The sequence below is a fragment of the Denitratisoma oestradiolicum genome, from assembly GCF_902813185.1.
Classification (GTDB): domain Bacteria; phylum Pseudomonadota; class Gammaproteobacteria; order Burkholderiales; family Rhodocyclaceae; genus Denitratisoma; species Denitratisoma oestradiolicum.
In genome coordinates, this window is record NZ_LR778301.1 from 2,546,612 (window position 1) to 2,565,087 (window position 18,476).

The following is an 18,476-nucleotide window of genomic DNA, read 5'->3' on the forward strand; positions in this document are numbered from 1 at the left end:
CCCTTATTGAATGACGCCGTCTCGCCGCAACGCTTCGAGGCGAGATGACTCATAACCTAGCAATTCCTTCAGCACTGCTGTCGTGTGCTCCCCCAACAGTGGCGGCGCGCTGAAGCTGCCATCCACCGATTCCGACAGCTTCACCGGATTCCCGGGTAACTGGATGGTTTCTCCGCTTTGCAGTTGCACATCCACCACCATGTTGCGTGCCAACACCTGGGGGTCGTTGAGCGCGTGGGCAAAATCATTGACCGGCGCACAGGGAATCCGTGCCTCTCTGAATTTCTCCAGCCAGTACTCCGTGGTGTTCTGCGCCAACTCTTCTTGCACAATGGCGTCGATCTTGGCCTTCTCCGCATACCGCCCCGGCTGCTTGCGGTATTTCTCTTGCCTCAGCTCTTCCCGCGTAATCACGCCGGTAAACTTCTCGTAAAAGGCATCGCCAATACACGCGATGATCAGATAGCCATCCTGAGTCTTGTAGCTGTTGTAGGGCACGTGCACAAAATGTCCGTTGCCCATCGGTTCGGGCGTATCCCCAGACAACAGGTACATGGTCGCCATGTAGTTCAGCAAGGAAATCTGTACGTCCAGCATGGAGATATCCACGTGCTGACCGATACCCGTCTGCCCCCGGGACACAAGGGCGGCCAAGATGCCGACAACCCCGAATACGCCACCACCCAGGTCTCCAATGGGAATCCCGGAGCGCAACGGTTCGCCCCCGGGATAGCCGGTGATGGACATACCACCACCCATGCCCTGCACCACCTGGTCAAAAGCCGGCCGGTGAATTCCAGGACCTGTCTCCCCAAAACCCGACACCGAGCAGGTGATGATTCGGGGATTGATCGCCGAGAGCGTGGCATGGTCAATCTTCAGCCGCTCGGTTACGCCTACGCTGAAGTTGTCCAGAACGATGTCAGCATGCTTCACCAATTCGTAGAACACCTCCCGACCCGCTTCGCTCTTCAGATCAACACAGATGCTTTCCTTGCCGCGATTGAGTGTCAGGTAGTACGCACCCATTCCCTGCCTCGAATAGGCCTCGCTTTCCGCCAGCAACTGGCGCGTACCTTCTCCACTCCCGGGTGGCTCAACCTTGATCGTCCTCGCACCCAGATCCGTCAATATCATCGCCCCATAGGGCCCTGACAGCATGTGCGTCAGATCCAGGATCACTACCCCGGACAACGCACCCTTCCCCTTCTTTTCTCCCATCAACTTCTCCACACCATAACTTCAGTTACATCAGACATAGCAAGAGATAGGCCAGCTACACATAAATCCATCAACACATTGTTTTTATGAAAAAAAAGGCGCCAAAGCGGGCGCCTTTTTTATGCACGACTGTCTATGTTTCCAACTACGTTACGACATGAAACACAACTTGAAACACACTCATTTCATTGGGATGTCGTGAAATTTCCAGCCAGATTATCGGCGAGCGACCGCCCCGCGCCCAAGGCCAAGAACGCCCGGATTAACAATGCCTTTGACATCTACCGCATTTTTAATTGATTGGAGCACGTTCTGATAAGCTGCGGAGACTTCTTCCAGATAGGGATAAGTGCGCCCGATCTGGAAATTGATAGCACCGTGCTTTGCTAGCACGTCCGCCACTTCGCGCCAAAGTTTGAAAACGAACTCCCGAACTTCAGCCCGATCCGGACGCTCCAGCCACGCCGGCGCCACGGTTTCATCAATCGCCTCCGCATGTAGACTGGTGACTTTGTCATACCAATAGAAACAGGGCTCAAACAAAACACCATTGGGCACGTTAGTCGTTAGCGGGGAATACAGTACCCCCAGACGCTCAAAATCATCGCTATAACTGGCGATCAACTGCTCGGCTTCCTCCACAGCCTGAACAACATTTCCCAAGGGAATGATTCCATGAACCGGAACCCAGCGCTGTCCGTCCACTCCTAGCGCTGAACGCAGCGGAGGGAAAGGTCGGCCGCGCATGGCCTTTGGTATTACCGGCGCAATGACCGTTCCTCGACATCCCTCGACAATAGCCTTCACTTGCGCCAGTTGATCGACTACATCCTGCTGGCTTCGCCCCTCCACCGTAAGATGCAGGGAATAGGGGGCGACCTCTACCTCACTAGTGCCAGCCATGGCCATTTCTGCCACATTCTTTAATCCAGCCAGCAGGGACTTGCCCGATTTCACGACGCCCAGCGCGGTCTTGGTAGCCTCGGACAATTTGCGCCCGGTCTGGGCTGAATTTTTTGCCTTGTACGCATCAATGCCAAAGGTCTCCACCCCGAGACCCGCCTGAACCAAGCCGACCTGAGCATTGAGCATGGATGCAAAATCAGGAAAGGCATAAGAGCCGTACTCGACGTATTCAGACTCTGGAATCAGGCGCAGCGTGATCTCCACCTTGAACCCCATGGAACCCGTATCGCCGATAAATACGCCAGTCAGGTCGGGACCGCCCCAGCGGGTAAACGGAACACCGCATGCCCTCGCTCCAGCACCTGTTTTCAGAAGTGATCCGTCAGCCAGCACCATCGTCAGCCCCAACACCGACTCAGCTGCACTGCCATGACGCACCGAACCGAAAAATACGCTGTTCTGGGATACGGTGCCGCCAACAGTGGCCCGCAAACCAGACAAGGGCCCCCAGTAGGGTGTTCGTAGTCCGGTGTCTGCCAGTGCCTCACGCAGTTGGGCCCAGGTGCAACCCGCCTGCACCGTCACATAACGATTCACCGGATCAATCTTGATCACCCGATTTAAATCGCGCAAATCCATCATGATGGCATTGGGATTATCTGCCACATAACCCCCGGTATATGACATACCGCCGCCACGTGGAACTACAGGTAATCCATGCTCGTGGGCCACTCGAAGTACGGCGCTTACTTCGTCAACCGAGACTGGCTTAACTACACATTGAGGGGGACTGCCACTTTGAAACAAATCGCGGGAAAAGTGATCTCGGGTTGCAAGATCATCAGCAATCCGCTCACGATCGATCACCGTCCCCAGTATCTCCACAATGCTACTGACCATGCTTAATCTCCTCCAAATATAAAAATTCGAACTACCAAGATCGATTCAATTACCGCTTTTAGACGAAGCCGGCTGGAAATTAGTCAGGCAGCCACACCTCAAACCATTCTCCCGCCATGCCCTGGAAAACCTTAAGCGTGCCTACTCCATCACCGCCAGAAGCAATGCTCCATCGAGCATCCTTCCCACACTCATCCTCACTTTCCCCTGGCCAACCGAGGAACGAAATCATCCTGATTCCCGTCATGCAACCCATTGAGGAGGAGCCTCTTTGATCAATCGAAAACTCAGGAACTTCATCAATTTCAATCAAACTGGGCCCACAAAGCTGCACGGTACCTACTGGACGAACGGCCTCAGGATCCACCCCCAATGCACTATTCAGCGAAGAAACTCTGGTGTTGAAGCGCAGACCCGGCTTCGGAACGAATTTCTCGTAAAGTTGCATGGCAGGCTCTCGTTGTACCGCGCCTAACACGGGGATAAAGAGTCGTTCCGCAGTATGAATTGCCCGCGCGGGCAATTCAAAAGGCGCCACAGGCGCTCGTAGCTCGGTCAAATAAAGAACCTCACCCGAAGTCCCTGCGACCTGCATGGCCCAAATATGATCACTAACCCCCAGCGGATAGGGCTCCCCCAGGATCTCAAAGGGACTATTTTTCAGCCGCTGCGCTAATGCACTTAAATTGGCAACACTAACCTCCAGTGCCAGCCAGCCTTGCGCCCCGAAATGCTTTGCCGGAGCCGCTTCAGGTACTTCTAACAATCGCAGCCAATGGGTTGATACGTCGTTTGGCGCCGCCCCCATAGTGACCATCCGCTTTCCGGCAAGAGATGGCATATTCCATGCTTGTGCAAGTGGAAACGAGACATACTCATCTGCAATTAGTACTAGATCGAGAAACTTCTGATACTGGTTTATCACTGCATCAAGCGACCTAACGACTACTGTCCCGCACTGCGCCGGCCCTAAACGAATTCTTTGAAGCCCCTCATTAACCATGCTGACCTCGATAGTTGTTACAGCTGAAACGCTACAAATAGTTTTGTAATTTCTGACAAAGCACAAAAGGGGCCAGTCCGCACAGCGTTCACTAGCAGCTGTTTTTTAATACTTTTTTAGGCATAGCAAATGCATGACACCAACACTTGCAACGACAGAGCCATTCCAGCAACAATGTGAAACACAATGAAACATCTATGAGTCACACAACCTCATAGCGCCCATAACAGGAGGGAGTCGTGTTAGCGAATTCAGGACGTTCGGGAAAGCACTGCCAGCAGCGGAGGCCACGCATTGCAGTATTAGGATACAAAGCTGTCAGCGCATTGATTCATACCCTTTTGCCCGAGTACGGCAACCATGCGGACTTTGAAGTTCACGAGGTTGTATTTGACAATGCGCTGTCGCTTGGCCGAAAAATCGAAAAAGATGGACTTGCCGACGTCATTTTATCGGCCGGCGCAAATGCCGTAATTCTGAAATCAGCACTTTCGATGCCAGTTGTTTCTATCAAAATCTCTGGCTACGACCTTCTCCATGCATTGCAGCGAGCCAGTCAAATTTCCAAGCGGGTTGGCATCGTCGTCTATCGCGAAAATATTGCTGAACTGGACGAATTCAAGGATTTATTGAAAATTGATATCGTTCAGCGCCCCTACCACAGCATTGAAGAAGCAGAAATCTGCTTTCAGACCTTTAGAAATGACGGCTACAGGGTAATTGTAGGCTCTAGCGTCGCCGTTGAACTGGCCGAGAATGCGGGCCTGAAGGGAATACTGGCTTACAACATTGGCGCCGTTCGCGATGCCATAGAGGATTGCCTTCAAATATCCGCAATAGCCATTATGCAAGCATCGCGCTTCGACGAACTCCACAATGTCTTACAGCATTTGCATGAGGCCGTGCTCGCCGTAGATCACACACAAAGAATCATCGCAATCAACCCACCAATGGAAAACATCATTGGCCTCCGTCGGTCGGACATCATTGGAGGCAACCTGAAGGATGTCGTCCCAGAACTCTCCCTGGATCGAGTCATTTCTCGCGGTGACAAAGAAACCGAAGTCATCATCAGCTTTTCAGATAAAACCTTTGTTGCAAACCGTATCCCCTTCATGGAGAACGGCATCGTTTCCGGGGCAGTCCTGACGCTGCACGATGCCAAATCCATTCAGCGAGCAGATACAACCATTCGTTCGCAACGCAAGACCCGTAATCTTGCAGCACGGTATAGCTTTGCCAATATTTCCGGCCGCTCCCCCGAATTTCTGCGCGTAATCAAAACGGCAGAGCGTTACGCCAGAACCAGTTCGACGATTCTGATCACCGGACAGAGTGGGTCAGGAAAAGAAATGTTTGCACAAGCGATTCACAATGCCAGCAGCCGCCAAAACGGCCCTTTTGTTGCAATTAACTGTGCGGCGTTTCCTGAGGCACTTTTGGAAAGCGAGCTTTTTGGCTACGAAGAAGGTGCGTTTACTGGATCTCGTCGAGGCGGCAAACCTGGATTATTGGAAACAGCACATACCGGCACAGTTTTTCTTGACGAGATCGGCGACATGCCGATAACCCTTCAGACTCGACTACTACGGGTACTTCAAGAACGGGAGGTCGTACGAATTGGCGGTGTGATGCCTGTAGGTATTGATGTACGAATCATCGCAGCAACTCACCAAGACATCCCTGAACGCATTCGTCAGGGTCAATTTCGTTCAGACCTTTTTTACCGTCTGAATATTTTAAGCTTCAGAATCCCAACACTTGCCGACAGAAAACAGGATATCCCTGTCCTGGGTTTAAGCCTTTTGTATTCCAGCTTGAGAAGGCTCGGATCAAGCATTCCAGCTGATCAGGCTCTTGCTCCGCTATTGCCGCTACTGATTGAGTATTCTTGGCCAGGTAATGTTCGGGAGCTGGAAAACATCATGGAGCGCTTTTCTGTTTTCCTTAGTCAGCACTCCGACATAAGCACAGTAGACTATGAATCCTTCCGCGCTGAGATTCCAGAACTAAATGCTTACCCGGACTGCCATAGTCTTAACAATGACGCGCAATATGCCACTCAGGGCATCTATGGGCAAGATGGTCAAATTGATTCTGAGGCCATAAATCGGGCGTTATCTCTAGCAAAAGGCAGCAAAAGTCGAGCTGCTGAAATCTTGGGGATTAGTCGCACCACGTTTTGGAGACGCCTCAAGGAGCTAAATTTTGACGACCATCTCATTTGATTCAATTCATGCGCGCAGACCTTGCTATCCAGACAGTGAGCGGTGGGCGTGGATTGAGCGGCCCGCAGGACGATCTGGCGAAAGGGGTATAGCGCAATCCTGTAACGCCTAAACGCTTCCAGAAAATGGACTGATTCAGGCCCAAGGACTTCCGGTAAGTGGCAATGTCGCCAAAGTTCAGTTTAGCCATTATCAATAGCCCTTTGACATATAGGCAATGAATTCTATGGCATGGAGCTAGAAAGTCAAACATCCTCTCCATCTGCTTGACTACATGGCACTGGATTCTGGGAGGTTTTACCTCCTACTTGCCCCAAAGCTATGGACTCCGTTCCCATAATGCTTCGTGGCTGCCTTACAGAGGTAACTTGCTCGATTGAAGAAGTCGGCAATCGACTGAATATCGCCTCGTTTCAAAAGACGGAAAGGGCTTTCAGGGAACTCGACTAAGCCAAGCACCTGATGAACGGTAAGCCCTAATGCCGATGCCAATGCTTCATGGAGGCGATTGAAGAGGTTCACGCGTCCGATCTCGTACTGCCCAAGGGTGCAGTAGGCGTCGTAGTTCAAAAAAAAAGCCAGGTGATAGTGTGGGACACCATGCTGACCTAGTTCCCTACACCACACATAGCGGACAGCAGTGTCATGAGCATAGGCTTTAACCTCTAGTGCCATATTCCGGTTGTGTCGTATCTTCGCCCTAAAGGAGGCAATGAACCGCTCCATGACTGAATTATCGTCATGGCCTGGTCCATAGTGTTCGACTGGGAATCTAAGATCGACCCTGAAAGCGAATACCCGTCCATATTCGTCAAGGGCTTGGTGGATGACTTGCCAGAGTCGATCCAAGTATTCAGTTACGAGTGGGCCCTTTTGCGTTTGAACTGGATAGCCCAGATACTGGGCGTCATAGTAAAGGGAGAGATTGGGATTTTGGTCATGCCGTTTCATGTGAGTGCCTCCTAACGCATTTCATATCGTTAGGGCTTCAGGTAATTTTTACCTTGGCACATCGTTTGCAGCAGAGGAGGTGAGCGTCCTTACCCTCTCAGATACCCATTTCATCAGTCCAATCTACTCTGGAAGGCATATAGCCAGTAGCTATCTACTACTAGGCTATATATTGTTATTAGTATTACCAATACCGAGAGACTGCTTTGCCTAGTTTCCTACGAGATCAGAGTTCGGAGATGCCTAAGCTCTCGGGTAATTGGTTGAGTAGGTAGCTCTCGGAAAATATCAGGAAGCCGCTCTTGATCTGCAATGAACCGTGATGGGTTGTAGACCGTAGTGTCATGACGGTAGTCATCATGTCATTCGGTTCCCGTGTGTGAAGGCCCTAATGTCAGATCAAGTCTGAACTTCTACAAATTCAAAGACAAGTGAGTTATCCGACGCCGTGTCAATGACTATCTCTTTTTTTGGAATCGGCCGCTAATGAATCGACAAAGGCAGATATGTCAGACTCGTACCACTTGTTGATGCCATTGGCCTTCAGTGGCTGAGGAAAATTCGGGTTGTATGACGGCGAATCTGGGGTCGAGTAGTTGTAGATCGTCGGGCGTGAAACATCAAGAAGTTCCATGACCTCTTTCATTCCAATCAACCGCCCCTTGGCCGAACCATTTTCGTATGGGGAGACTGCAACGCTCCCGACAGTTTTGTGCTTCTTAGAATACCTTGATTTATCGTTTTCTGAGTCGGCAATGCTGTCAGATTGTCTGGACACTGGGCCGCTGTTGCCAAGTACGCTGGGCGATTCTGCGAGAGGGCTAGGGGCGTTCTTTTTTGCTGAATCGACTTCGCAACTAATCGCAGCTGCATCGGAAGTCAATGCTTGTTGGTGTTGTGCGATTTCCTCTGTTGAACTTTCTGCAACAGATCGATTTACTACTGCACCTTCTGGAGGAACAGAAACCTGGCTGAGAAGTCGCTCAAGCCTTTTTTGAGCAAGGGTTTTCCGATATTCCTTGATGCCCAATTGGATCAATTCTTGTGGAAAGCCGTATAGGAAGCCATCAGGAGTCGATGGAGGTTCGACTTGTTCTGGCTCACTTATCTGTTCTCGCCAACCGCACCCTGAAGCATAGGCTCGATCCAACAGTCCCTTTTTGCCAAGATACTGAATGGCCTCATGCCTCGCGAAATAGACACCCTGCGTCAAATGCGTGCAATTGCGCCGTGACGAATCGACCAAAAACACACGCCCCCCCAACGCAAGCTTCTGTAGCTCTTCTTTTTCGACCTTAAACAGGGTGAGCCTTTTCTCTCGATCACGATCCAAGCTCGCGGTCGTGAGAAAGGTCGGCACGATGTCAGGCGCCCCCTCAAGCTGAATGAACTTGATGATGAAATCTGTCGCTGTGTCTGGAGAAATCGGAAATCTAAGTGAGGGCAACTCGTGCAGATGGTCCTTAATAAATCGCCACTGGGCTTCTTTCACAACCGGAGGAAGCCAATCAATGGGGCCTCCGGGAAACGTGTGAAACGAGAAAAGACCACCCGTAATACAGTCAATCCCCGTTGCTCTATGCCTAAAGGGGATTTGAAGATTAACCACAAGCGTAACCATTTCGTTCCAGGGAACTATTTCCTCAGGAAACAGGATAGTTTCTCGATTCTCATGCGTCATCGCGGCACTTTCTGGATAAATGAGCCAACGGGCTTGAAAGGAACTCGCCCCACCCGGCCATCATAGCCCGACGCTTTTCTAGCACATCACCACGTCGATAGGCGGCTTCAACTTTATTTTCTATGACGTGAGCCAATGCCTGCTCGGCAAGTTCTCTAGGGTAATTTGTACGCTCGCTTACCCAGTCACGAAAAGTAGAGCGAAATCCATGGGGTACCGCGTCAACTTTCATTCGTCGCATGAGTGCCGTTAGCGTCATGTCAGACAACATCCCCCCCCTCGGCGCAGGGAATACCAATCCGGAGCGATCAGACTCCTTTACAGCATCCAATATTTCCATTGCTTGGGAATTGAGCGGAACGCGATGTTCCTTGCCGGCTTTCATCCGATCTTTTGGAACTGTCCATAAGGCAGCAGGCATATCAATCTCCTCCCACCGAGCCCCCCTCACTTCACCACTGCGAGCAGCAGTGAGAATTGCAAACTCCAACGCCAAGGCCGAAACACCTGACTGCATACGCAAACTGGCAACAAATGCGGGAGCCTCGTCAATTGGCAATGCACGATGGTGCTCTACAACTTTTATCTTGCTTGGCGCCGGTAATAGCTTGTCAAGCAATCCCTTCCATCGGGCAGGATTGTCGCCAGACCGGTAATTGCGCGCAGAAGCCCAATCCAACACGGATTCGATCCGACCCCGAACTCGTGATGCTGTCTCGTTTTTCTCTTTCCAAATCGGCTTCAGCGCTGTCAGTACGTGCTCCACCGATATATCCCTCACCAATACTTTGCCGAAGAAAGGATACGCATAGGTAGCCAGCGAGCTTGCCCACTGGGCTCGATGCTTCGCGTTTCGCCAAGCATCTCCATGAGAGTCCAAGTAGCCCTCCGCAGCTTTCTCGAACGTGATGGCACTTGCTTGTTGCGCCTTGATTCGGCTTATGACGACCTTCCGCTGATGGATTGGGTCGTGACCGTTCGCAACCTCTTCGCGTATTCGCCGAGCTTTATCTTTTGCTTGAGCCAAGGTGACTGTCGGGTAGCCACCGAGTCCGATATGCCTACGCTTGTCACCAACGACAAGTCGCAGTACCCAAGAACGTGCGCTGACGCCATTGACGTACAAGTACAAGCCCACGACTCCACCAACCGCATGGTGTCCGGGCACAGTCAATCGACTGACTTCAATCGCTGTTAGCTCTCGTGCTATCTTCGCCATCGCCCAATCTCTATTTCCACCATCCTTTCTACCATAGAAAATTTAATTGCGTTAGACGAATTTTTACAGAATTATTGACGAATCTTTACGCTTGTTGTTAATATTCAGTTCGTTATGCTCATAACTTTTTAGAGAGTTAGACATTGTTTGACGTACTAAAGGCAGACGCCCTCTCCGCCAAGTACCAAGCAACAACGCCCCTTCCGGGGCGTTGTTGTTTCTACAGCCGTACGCGCCAACGGGACAGGAGTGTCACACCCCCGCCCAGGACGAATCCGACCTATCCCACCAGTTCGAAGGCATCAAGCTTGGGCGTCGCCATCTCTTCGGCGAAGCGGTCATAGCTCCAGGGCCAACTGGCGGGCACGCCTTCGGCGTCCAGATACCAGCTCGTGCAGCCGGAAGCAAAGATGGTCTTCTTGGCCGCTGCGATGCGCCGCTGCTCGTAATCGTCCATGGCCTCGGCGCTGACACTGATCTCCCGACAGCGGCCTGCCTCGATCTGGGCGATCAATTGCTCGATGTAGGTCCACTGCCGTTCGGCGATGTCGATCAGGGAGAAGTTGCCGACGGGACCGGTGGGGCCATTGAGGAGGAAGAAGTTCGGAAACTCCGGAATGGAAATCGCCAGATAGGCCTTGGGCCGCTTGGCCCATACTTGGTCCAGGTCCATGCCGCCCCGGCCCAGCACCGTCATGGGGCGGACGAAGCGGTCAGCCTTGAAACCGGTGGCCAGCACCAATACGTCCAGGGGATGAAGGACCCCGTCCTTGGTGCGAATACCCTCCGGCTCCACTCGCTCTATGCCTTCCACTACCACGGCCACGTCGGGATGCTGGACTGCCTGGTAGTAATCGGGGGAGTAGATCAAACGCTTGCAGGCGGCACGATAGTTGGGGCGAAGTTTCTCGCGCAGGATCGGGTCCTTTATGCTCTTTTCCAGATTGTCCTTGACGACCGCTTCGATGCCCTTGATCTGGGCTGAGTCGCAATCAATGATGGCGTCGGTGAAGCTGCGGACATTCGTCAGGTAGGTTTCGTTGTAGCGCTCTTTGTCCACCAGGGCCGGATCCGCACGGAAGGCGGCAATCTGCTCCTCGGTGTAGGGAATGTTTTCCACCGGCATGATCCATTGGGGAGAACGCTGGAAGTGGATGAGTTTGCCAGGGCGACCGACCAGAGCCGAAACGATCTGAACACCGGTGGAGCCATTGCCGACGATGCCCACCCGACGACCATCCAGGGGCACGCTGTGGTCCCAGCGGGCACTGTGGAACTTGGCGCCGGCAAAGGTCTCCAGCCCCGGGATATCGGGGTAGTTGGGGTGATGCAGCACCCCTGTCGCGGCGATGACCACATCCGCGGTGTCCTTCAGGCCGCCGGAGGTGGCAATCTGCCAAGCGCCATTCTCAAAGACGCAGCGGGTGACTTCCTGATTGAAATGCGTCAGCTCACCGATGCCATATTCCTTGAAGACGCCCTCGAAATAGGACTGAATCTCCGGCCCGGGAGCCAGGTAGCTGCTCCAGTTGGGATTGGGCGCAAAGGAATAGGTATAGGCATGGGCCGGAACGTCGCAGTTCAGGCCGGGATAGGTGTTCTCACGCCAGGTGCCACCGATGCGATCGGCCTTTTCATAGAGCGCAACCTGTCGATGGCCGGACTGGCGCAGCCGGATGGCCGCCAGAATGCCGGCCATACCGGTGCCGATGATGACAAATCGAAGTTCTCTCTTCTTGGCTTTGATTCCGTTCATGCTCGTCTCTCTCTCTGTGGTGTCGTCGGGGCGATATGGTTTTAGGGAAAATCTTGCCCCATTACAAATGCTACCTGAGGCAGCCATCAAAAGAAACAAATCGATTAAATGGTTTCTTATTAAAACGATGAAAAATAAACCATGATAAAGTCATGGTATTTAATCCACCCAGCCTGCCGGAGACTCCATGAGTCAAACCTACAGCCCCGACCAGACCGCCTGGGACATCACGGGAACCGTCCGCATCAGCGATCCTGAAGCCGTCCATCGCGACATTTCCAGCCTGCTTTCCACCCATTACCCTGATCTGCAAGCCTCGCCCTATCTGGTCCGGGCCTTCCGGGACTTTGCCGACATCTATGCCGGGCGCTATTCCGGCTACAGCGCTTGCGACACCCCTTATCACGATATCCAGCACACCCTGGACATGGTCCTGGCCTTCGCCCGGCTGCTGGCCGGTCATCAGATGAGCGTACCGGCAGAACAGAAAATCCCCCAGTCCCTGGCCCTGCTGGGACTGATCACCGCCCTGTTCCACGACGTGGGCTACATCCGCCACCAGTCTGACCACAAGCGTCGCAATGGCGCCGAATACGCCCGGGAACACATCAGCCGCGGGGCGACCTTCCTCAAGAGCTACCTGAAGCGGATCGGCCTGTCCGATCCGTTTCACCTGGCTTCCCGGATGATTCATTACACCGGCTATGAAATTCCCCTCAGGGAACTGCATCTGGCGAACGCCGAGCACACCGTCGCCTGCATGCTGGGTACCGCCGATTATCTCTCCCAGATGTCCGATCGTGCCTACCTCGAAAAATGCCTGGAACTGCTCTACCACGAGTTCGTCGCCGGCGGCCTGGACAGCCCCTATTTCTCGGCCAAGGACATGCTGCTGAAGACGCCTCAGTTCTTCCACATGGTCATGGAAAGATTACAGGTCAGCCTGGGAGATGTGCGGCGTTACATGTCCATCTATTTTGGTGGCACAAACCTTTACGAACTCAAGATGCGGAATCATGTCTCCTATCTGGAGGCCATCCTGCAATCGGGGGGTGACATGCGCAAATTGCGACGCACCTATCCACTGCGCCGGGAGCGGATGGCCGTGGCGTCCACCCTCGGAGGCGCCACCTTCCGGACCTGAACAGCCTGCCTCCCTCTTGCATCCCGCCGCATCAGAGGCCATCATGGCGCCCCTCTTTTCGGCTCCTTCCGCACCATGGCGCAACTGATACTCGAATCCGGCAAGGACCGCTCCCTTTCCCGTCGCCACCCCTGGATCTTTGCCGGCTCCGTGGAACGCCTGGAAGGCCGGGCCCGCCCCGGCGACACGGTGGAGGTACTGGCCCACAACGGCCGCCCCCTGGCCCGGGCGGCTTGGAGCCCCGACTCCCAGATCCGCGCCCGGGTCTGGAGCTTCGATCCGGCGGAATCCATCGACGACGCCTTCTTCAAACGCCGGGTGGCCGCCGCCGTGGCCCGCCGTGCCGCCCTGCCGGAACTGGCAGGCCAGAGCGGGCTGCGCCTGATCCATGCGGAATCCGACGGCCTGCCCGGCGTGATCGCCGACTGCTACGGCGACACGGTGGTGATGCAGCTCACCAGCGCAGGCGCGGACAAGTGGCGCAATGCCATCGCCGGCGCCCTGGCCAAGGCCACGGGCTGCGCCCGGATCTACGAGCGCTCCGATTCCGAAGTACGCGCCCTGGAAGGCCTGGAGCCCCGCACCGGCTGGCTGCTGGGCGACGCACCGAAAAGTCCCCTGTTGATCGAAGAGCACGGGGTGCGCATGGGCGTGGACATCGAGAGCGGCCACAAGACCGGCTTCTACCTGGACCAGCGGGACAACCGCCACCTGCTGGGGGAATTGTCCCAGGGCAAACGGGTGTTGAACTGCTTTTGCTACACCGGCGGTTTTTCCCTCCAGGCCCTGGCCGGCGGCGCCGCCCGGGTGGTCTCGGTGGACAGCTCCCAGCCCGCCCTGGACACCGCCGCCGCCAACCTGGCCCTGAACCCCCAACTGGACGCCAGCCGCGCCGAATGGCGCTGTGCCAACGTCTTCGACGAGCTGCGGCGCCTGAAGCCCAAGCGGGATGACATGGCCACCGGGGGCGAGGAATACGACATCATCATTCTCGACCCACCCAAGTTCGCCCCCTCGGCCCGCCACGCCGACCAGGCCAGCCGGGCCTACAAGGACATCAACCTGCACGGTTTCAAACTGCTGGCACCGGGAGGCTTCCTGATGACCTATTCCTGTTCCGGCGGCATCAGTCTGGAACTGTTTCAGAAAATCGTCGCCGGCGCCGCCCTGGACACCGGCCGCAATGCCCGCATCGTGCGCCGTCTGCAAGGCGCAGCCGATCATCCTATCGATCTGGCCTTCCCGGAAGGGGAATATCTCAAGGGTCTGCTGGTGCAGGTAGACTGAGCCTCCATTCAAGGAGAAACCATGCTCCCCATCCGACTGCTGACTGTCCTGCTCCTTGCCCTGACCTTGAACCTGCTTGCCCAGGCCACTGAAACAGCACCGACGCTACCCCCCTTCCCCACCCTGCCCGCCGCCACCCGGATGACGGAAACCACCGTCGGTGATATCTACTTCGATACCCGCAGCCCCTACGACTTCGACATGCTGATCGCCCCCGGCGCCGATCTGCCAGCCCACAGAAGCATGGGACGCCTGTTCCTTCCGGCAAATGCAAGTGCGAAGCGTCCGGTACCCGCGGTAGTACTGGTCCATGGCAGCGGCGGCATCTCCCCGGGCCGCGAGATGGAATACGGCGCCCTGCTGGCCGCCGACGGCTATGCCGCCCTGGTGATCGACTACTACCGGCCCCGGGGCATGACGGAAACCACCCCCTACCTGGCCAAGATTCTCGGCGTGACCGAATTCGATGCCGTGGCCGACGCCTATGCCGGCCTGCGGGCCCTCAATGCCCACCCGGCCATCGACCCCAGACGTGTCGCCGTGATGGGATTCTCCTACGGCGGCATGGCGGTACGCATCGCCCTGGATGCGCGGGTGCGGGAGGCCCTGGCCCCGGACCTGCCGCCTTTCGCCGCCCATGTGGATTACTACGGCCCCTGCTTCCAGGATTTCAAGGTGACCCGCAGCACCGGCGCCCCCCTGCTCAGTTTTCGGGGCGGAGAGGATGCATCCAACGATCTGGTGGCCTGCGCTGCCCGGGAAGCCCAGTTGCGTCAGGCCGGCGCGGAAGTCAGCTCGGTAATCTATGCCCGGGCCGGCCATGCCTGGGAGAACCTCGCCCCCCGGGCCCTGAACAAGAACCCCTATCTGGCCGGCTGCACCCTCAGCTACGATGCCGCAGGCTATCCCTCGGTGGACGGAACACCCCTGATCCCGACAGGCGCCCCAAGGGAACGCCAGCAGCGCTTCCTGCTGCGTACGGCTACCAGCAAGACCCTGGGCCCCTGCGTCAAGACCGGCTACATCGTCGGCCGGGACGAGGCCACCCAGGTCCAGTCCGACTACCAGATGCTGCGCTTCCTGCGCCGGACCCTGAACTGAACGAAAATCCGGAATCGTTGCCAAAGCTTCCTTGCCCGGTTACCCTGCGCCCCCGATGAAGCGCCGCCCCTCCCCCATCCTTGCCGTCTTCGCCGCCCTGCTGCTGCTTTGCGCCCAGCAGGGGGCCTACGCACACCTGATCGGGCATCTTGGCGTTTCGAATCAGGTCACGGTCCAGCTGGATGAGCAGGGGCACAATGCCGCCCAGGCCCTGGCCGATAGCTGCACCACCTGTATCGCCCTGTCGGCCCTGGGGGGCCTGCCTCCTGCCCCTGTCCCGGCGCCGCCCCTGGCCCAGGCCCAGGAGGCGGAGCCTTCCTTCGACGCCGCCCCCCTTCCCGCCCCACCCCGCCCCCACCAGCGCGCTCGCGCCCCGCCGCTCCTGCCCTGAAGCCGATTGAGCCGCCACCCCGTGGGGTGGTGTTTTCCATTGCTTTGGAGCATTCCATGTCGAACATCCGTGCACTTCCCCTGGCGGCGGCCATCGCCCTCGCCTGGCCGGCCCTGGGCCTGACCGCCCCATCCGCACCATCCAGCAACTCAGCCGAATTGCAGGCCCTGCGCGACGAACTGCGTCAGTTGCGGGACCACTACGAACAACGCATCAGCGCCCTGGAGCAACGCCTGGTTCAGACGGAATCCAGCGCCGGCAAGGCCGAAACCACGGCGGCCCGGGCCGAGTCGGCCGTCGCATCGGCCAGCGTATCCGCCCCGCCACGGCCCGCCGCCGAGAGTGCCTTCAATCCCGCCGTGTCCCTGATCCTCTCCGGGATGTATGCCAACCTGAAGGACAATCCCCGGGGCCGGCCCTACGCAATCACCGGTTTCATTCCCTCCAACGGCGAGATTGCCCCACCGCCCCGCAGCTTCAACCTGGGGGAATCGGAGCTGTCCCTCAGTGCCAATGTGGATCAGGTGTTCCGTGGCCAGCTCACCCTGGCCCTGCCCCCCGAGGAGGGTGCAGCCCCCGCCGTGGAGGAGGCCTTCATCCAAACCCTGGGCCTGGGCAATGGCGTGAACTTCAAGGCCGGCCGCTTCCTCTCGGGCATCGGTTACCTGAACGAACAGCACACCCATGCCTGGGACTTCTCCGACGCGCCCCTGGCCTACAAGGCCTTCTTCGGTGGTCAGCAACGGGGTGAAGGCATCCAGCTCAAGTGGCTGGCTCCCAGCGACACCTTCCTCGAGTTCGGACTCGAAGCCGGACGGGGCGGCAGCTTCCCCAGCACCGACAACAGCAAGAACGGCTTCCAGACCGGCAGCGCCTTCGTGCACGCGGGGGGCGACCTCGGCATCGAGAGCACCTGGCGCGCGGGGCTGTCATTCGTCGGCAGCAAGCCCCGGGATCGGGGCTACGCCGATCTGGACGCGGGCGGCATCGCCACCGCCAACGCATTTTCCGGCAGCAGCCGAACCTGGGTGGCCGACTTCGTCTGGAAATGGTCGCCGGACGGCAATGCCTCCCAGGGCTATCTGAAGATCCAGGGCGAATACTTCGCCCGCCGCGAGACGGGCACCCTGAGCTGCGCCGACGGCGATGCCACGACGCCGGGGAATTGCGGCGGTGGACTGTCCGATAGTCTCGCCAGCCGCCAGTCCGGCGGCTATGCCCAGGCGGTCTACAAGTTCGCCCCCACCTGGCGCGCCGGCTACCGCTACGACCGGCTGAACAGCGGTACTTTGAATCTGGGGGCCGGCCTGAACCCCGCCGACTACCCCGTCCTCGGCGCCCACAACCCGAGCCGCAATACCGTAATGGCCGACTGGTCCCCTTCGGAATTCTCCCTGGTGCGCCTGCAATTCGCCCGGGACAAGTCGCGGGCAGACGGCACCGATGACCAGATCTGGCTGCATTACATCGTCAGCCTCGGCGCCCATGGCGCCCACAAGTACTAACGCTCATGGAAGCCAATTTTCCACCCCCATCCATGAAATACGCGAAAGGCAGGAAGGCCCACCCCCTCCCGGCCTCCCCCTCTCCGGGGGAGGTGACGATGCCGGCTCGCTACGCTCGACGGCCACACTCGGCTCCGTTGATGCTGTTTCACGTTAAGGAAAAATCATGATTCGCACGTTCCTATGGATTCTGCTGTCCCTGATTGCCGCCCCCGCCATGGCGGGCGTGAACCTCTTCGCCACGGTGCCCGAATGGGCAGCCCTGGCCCGGGAAATCGGCGGCGACCAGGTGACGGTGTTCACCGCCACCCAGGCCCTGCAGGACCCCCACCATGTGGAAGCCCGGCCTTCCCTGATCGCCCGCCTGCGCTCGGCGGATCTGGTGTTGGCCACCGGCGCCGAACTGGAGGTAGGCTGGATGCCCCTGGCCCTGCGGGAATCGGGCAACGGCAAGGTGCAGCCCGGCCAGCCGGGCTATTTCGAGGCCGCCGGCGTCGTGCGCATGCTCGAAGTCCCCGGCCGGCTGGACCGGGCCGACGGCGACGTCCATGCCGCCGGCAACCCCCACATCCAGACCGACCCGCGCAACATCCTCAAGGTGGGCGAGGCCCTGGCCAAACGCCTGGGAGAACTGGACAACACCCATGCCCCCACCTACGCCGCCGGCTACCGGGCCTTCGCCGAACGCTGGCGCACCGCCATCACCCGCTGGGAGACAGCCGCGGCCCCCCTGCGCGGTCAGCCGGTGGTGAGTCAGCACAAGGCCTGGCCCTATCTCTTCGACTGGCTGGGCCTGAAGGAAGTGGCAACCCTGGAACCCAAGCCCGGGGTGGAACCCTCGGCGGCCTACCTGGGCAACCTGCAAGCGCGACTGGCGGGCAATCCGCCCCGCTTCGTGATCCGTACCGCCTACAACTCCCCCCGTCCCGCCGAATGGTTCTCCCGGGAAACCAAGGTACCGGTGGTGGTGCTGCCCTTCACCGTGGGCGGAAACGATCAGGCCAAGGACCTCTTCGGTCTCTTCGACGACACCGTGGCCCGGCTGCTCAAGGCCCTAAAACCATGAAATTCAGCCGGCCAAGCCGGAACCAAACAGGGGAAGCTTCGATAACGAGTCATGCAGCCCGGCCGGAAAATCGAATTAAGGCCCGCCCCCTCCCATCCTCCCCCTCACGGGGGAGGC

Annotated in this window: 14 protein-coding genes; 7 read left to right on the forward strand and 7 right to left on the reverse strand. The window is 57.1% G+C overall.

All coding sequences use genetic code 11. The annotated features are described in order from the left end of the window. Positions 1 to 3: 3 nt before the first annotated feature. The 3 genes from DENOEST_RS11565 to DENOEST_RS11575 all read right to left on the reverse strand — a co-directional run bounded on the left by DENOEST_RS11565 (position 4) and on the right by DENOEST_RS11575 (position 4,096). The gene (locus DENOEST_RS11565) at positions 4 to 1,221 is read right to left on the reverse strand and encodes a CaiB/BaiF CoA transferase family protein (protein ID WP_145771212.1); all 1,218 of its coding nucleotides are present in this window, start codon (positions 1,219 to 1,221) and stop codon (positions 4 to 6) included. 216 nt (positions 1,222 to 1,437) lie between these two features. Further along, the gene (locus tag DENOEST_RS11570; RefSeq protein WP_145771213.1) at positions 1,438 to 3,027 is read right to left on the reverse strand and encodes an FAD-binding oxidoreductase; all 1,590 of its coding nucleotides are present in this window, start codon (positions 3,025 to 3,027) and stop codon (positions 1,438 to 1,440) included. A 79-nt stretch (positions 3,028 to 3,106) separates the two neighbouring features. Next, positions 3,107 to 4,096 carry a hypothetical protein gene (locus DENOEST_RS11575; protein WP_145771214.1) on the reverse strand — a complete coding sequence of 330 codons (990 nt, stop codon included), beginning with the start codon at positions 4,094 to 4,096 and terminating at the stop codon, positions 3,107 to 3,109. A gap of 173 nt (positions 4,097 to 4,269) precedes the next feature. On the opposite strand from DENOEST_RS11575, the gene prpR reads away from it, so the two are divergent. Beyond that, positions 4,270 to 6,258, forward strand: coding sequence for a propionate catabolism operon regulatory protein PrpR (prpR, locus tag DENOEST_RS11580; RefSeq protein ID WP_145771215.1), 1,989 nt, complete (start codon positions 4,270 to 4,272; stop codon positions 6,256 to 6,258). A gap of 297 nt (positions 6,259 to 6,555) precedes the next feature. On the opposite strand, the gene DENOEST_RS11585 is transcribed toward prpR, so the two are convergent. The 4 genes from DENOEST_RS11585 to DENOEST_RS11600 all read right to left on the reverse strand — a co-directional run bounded on the left by DENOEST_RS11585 (position 6,556) and on the right by DENOEST_RS11600 (position 11,865). Then, positions 6,556 to 7,209: an inovirus Gp2 family protein gene (locus DENOEST_RS11585; protein ID WP_145771216.1), complete on the reverse strand. Its 654-nt coding sequence runs from the start codon at positions 7,207 to 7,209 to the stop codon at positions 6,556 to 6,558. Between the two features lie 451 nt (positions 7,210 to 7,660). Next, positions 7,661 to 8,890 (reverse strand): helix-turn-helix transcriptional regulator, encoded by a 1,230-nt coding sequence (locus DENOEST_RS11590; RefSeq protein WP_145771217.1) that lies wholly within the window; start codon positions 8,888 to 8,890, stop codon positions 7,661 to 7,663. Next, positions 8,880 to 10,109: a tyrosine-type recombinase/integrase gene (locus DENOEST_RS11595; protein WP_145771218.1), complete on the reverse strand. Its 1,230-nt coding sequence runs from the start codon at positions 10,107 to 10,109 to the stop codon at positions 8,880 to 8,882. Before DENOEST_RS11595 ends, DENOEST_RS11590 begins: the two co-directional genes overlap by 11 nt. Before the next feature lie 280 nt (positions 10,110 to 10,389). Continuing rightward, on the reverse strand, positions 10,390 to 11,865 hold the full coding sequence (locus DENOEST_RS11600; RefSeq protein WP_145771219.1) for a flavin-containing monooxygenase: 1,476 nt from the start codon (positions 11,863 to 11,865) through the stop codon (positions 10,390 to 10,392). Positions 11,866 to 12,052: 187 nt separating this feature from the next. On the opposite strand from DENOEST_RS11600, the gene DENOEST_RS11605 reads away from it, so the two are divergent. The 6 genes from DENOEST_RS11605 to DENOEST_RS11630 all read left to right on the forward strand — a co-directional run bounded on the left by DENOEST_RS11605 (position 12,053) and on the right by DENOEST_RS11630 (position 18,359). Continuing rightward, entirely contained in the window at positions 12,053 to 13,009 is a 957-nt protein-coding gene (locus DENOEST_RS11605; protein WP_145771220.1) for an HD domain-containing protein, read from the forward strand. A gap of 75 nt (positions 13,010 to 13,084) precedes the next feature. Next, on the forward strand, positions 13,085 to 14,296 hold the full coding sequence (locus DENOEST_RS11610) for a class I SAM-dependent rRNA methyltransferase (RefSeq protein ID WP_145771221.1): 1,212 nt from the start codon (positions 13,085 to 13,087) through the stop codon (positions 14,294 to 14,296). A gap of 21 nt (positions 14,297 to 14,317) precedes the next feature. Then, on the forward strand, positions 14,318 to 15,397 hold the full coding sequence (locus tag DENOEST_RS11615; RefSeq protein WP_145771222.1) for a dienelactone hydrolase family protein: 1,080 nt from the start codon (positions 14,318 to 14,320) through the stop codon (positions 15,395 to 15,397). Positions 15,398 to 15,452: 55 nt separating this feature from the next. Continuing rightward, on the forward strand, positions 15,453 to 15,788 hold the full coding sequence (locus DENOEST_RS11620; protein WP_145771223.1) for a hypothetical protein: 336 nt from the start codon (positions 15,453 to 15,455) through the stop codon (positions 15,786 to 15,788). 56 nt (positions 15,789 to 15,844) lie between these two features. Next, positions 15,845 to 17,293: a TonB-dependent receptor gene (locus DENOEST_RS11625; protein ID WP_145771224.1), complete on the forward strand. Its 1,449-nt coding sequence runs from the start codon at positions 15,845 to 15,847 to the stop codon at positions 17,291 to 17,293. Positions 17,294 to 17,459: 166 nt separating this feature from the next. Beyond that, positions 17,460 to 18,359, forward strand: coding sequence for a metal ABC transporter substrate-binding protein (locus DENOEST_RS11630; protein ID WP_145771225.1), 900 nt, complete (start codon positions 17,460 to 17,462; stop codon positions 18,357 to 18,359). Positions 18,360 to 18,476 lie beyond the last annotated feature (117 nt).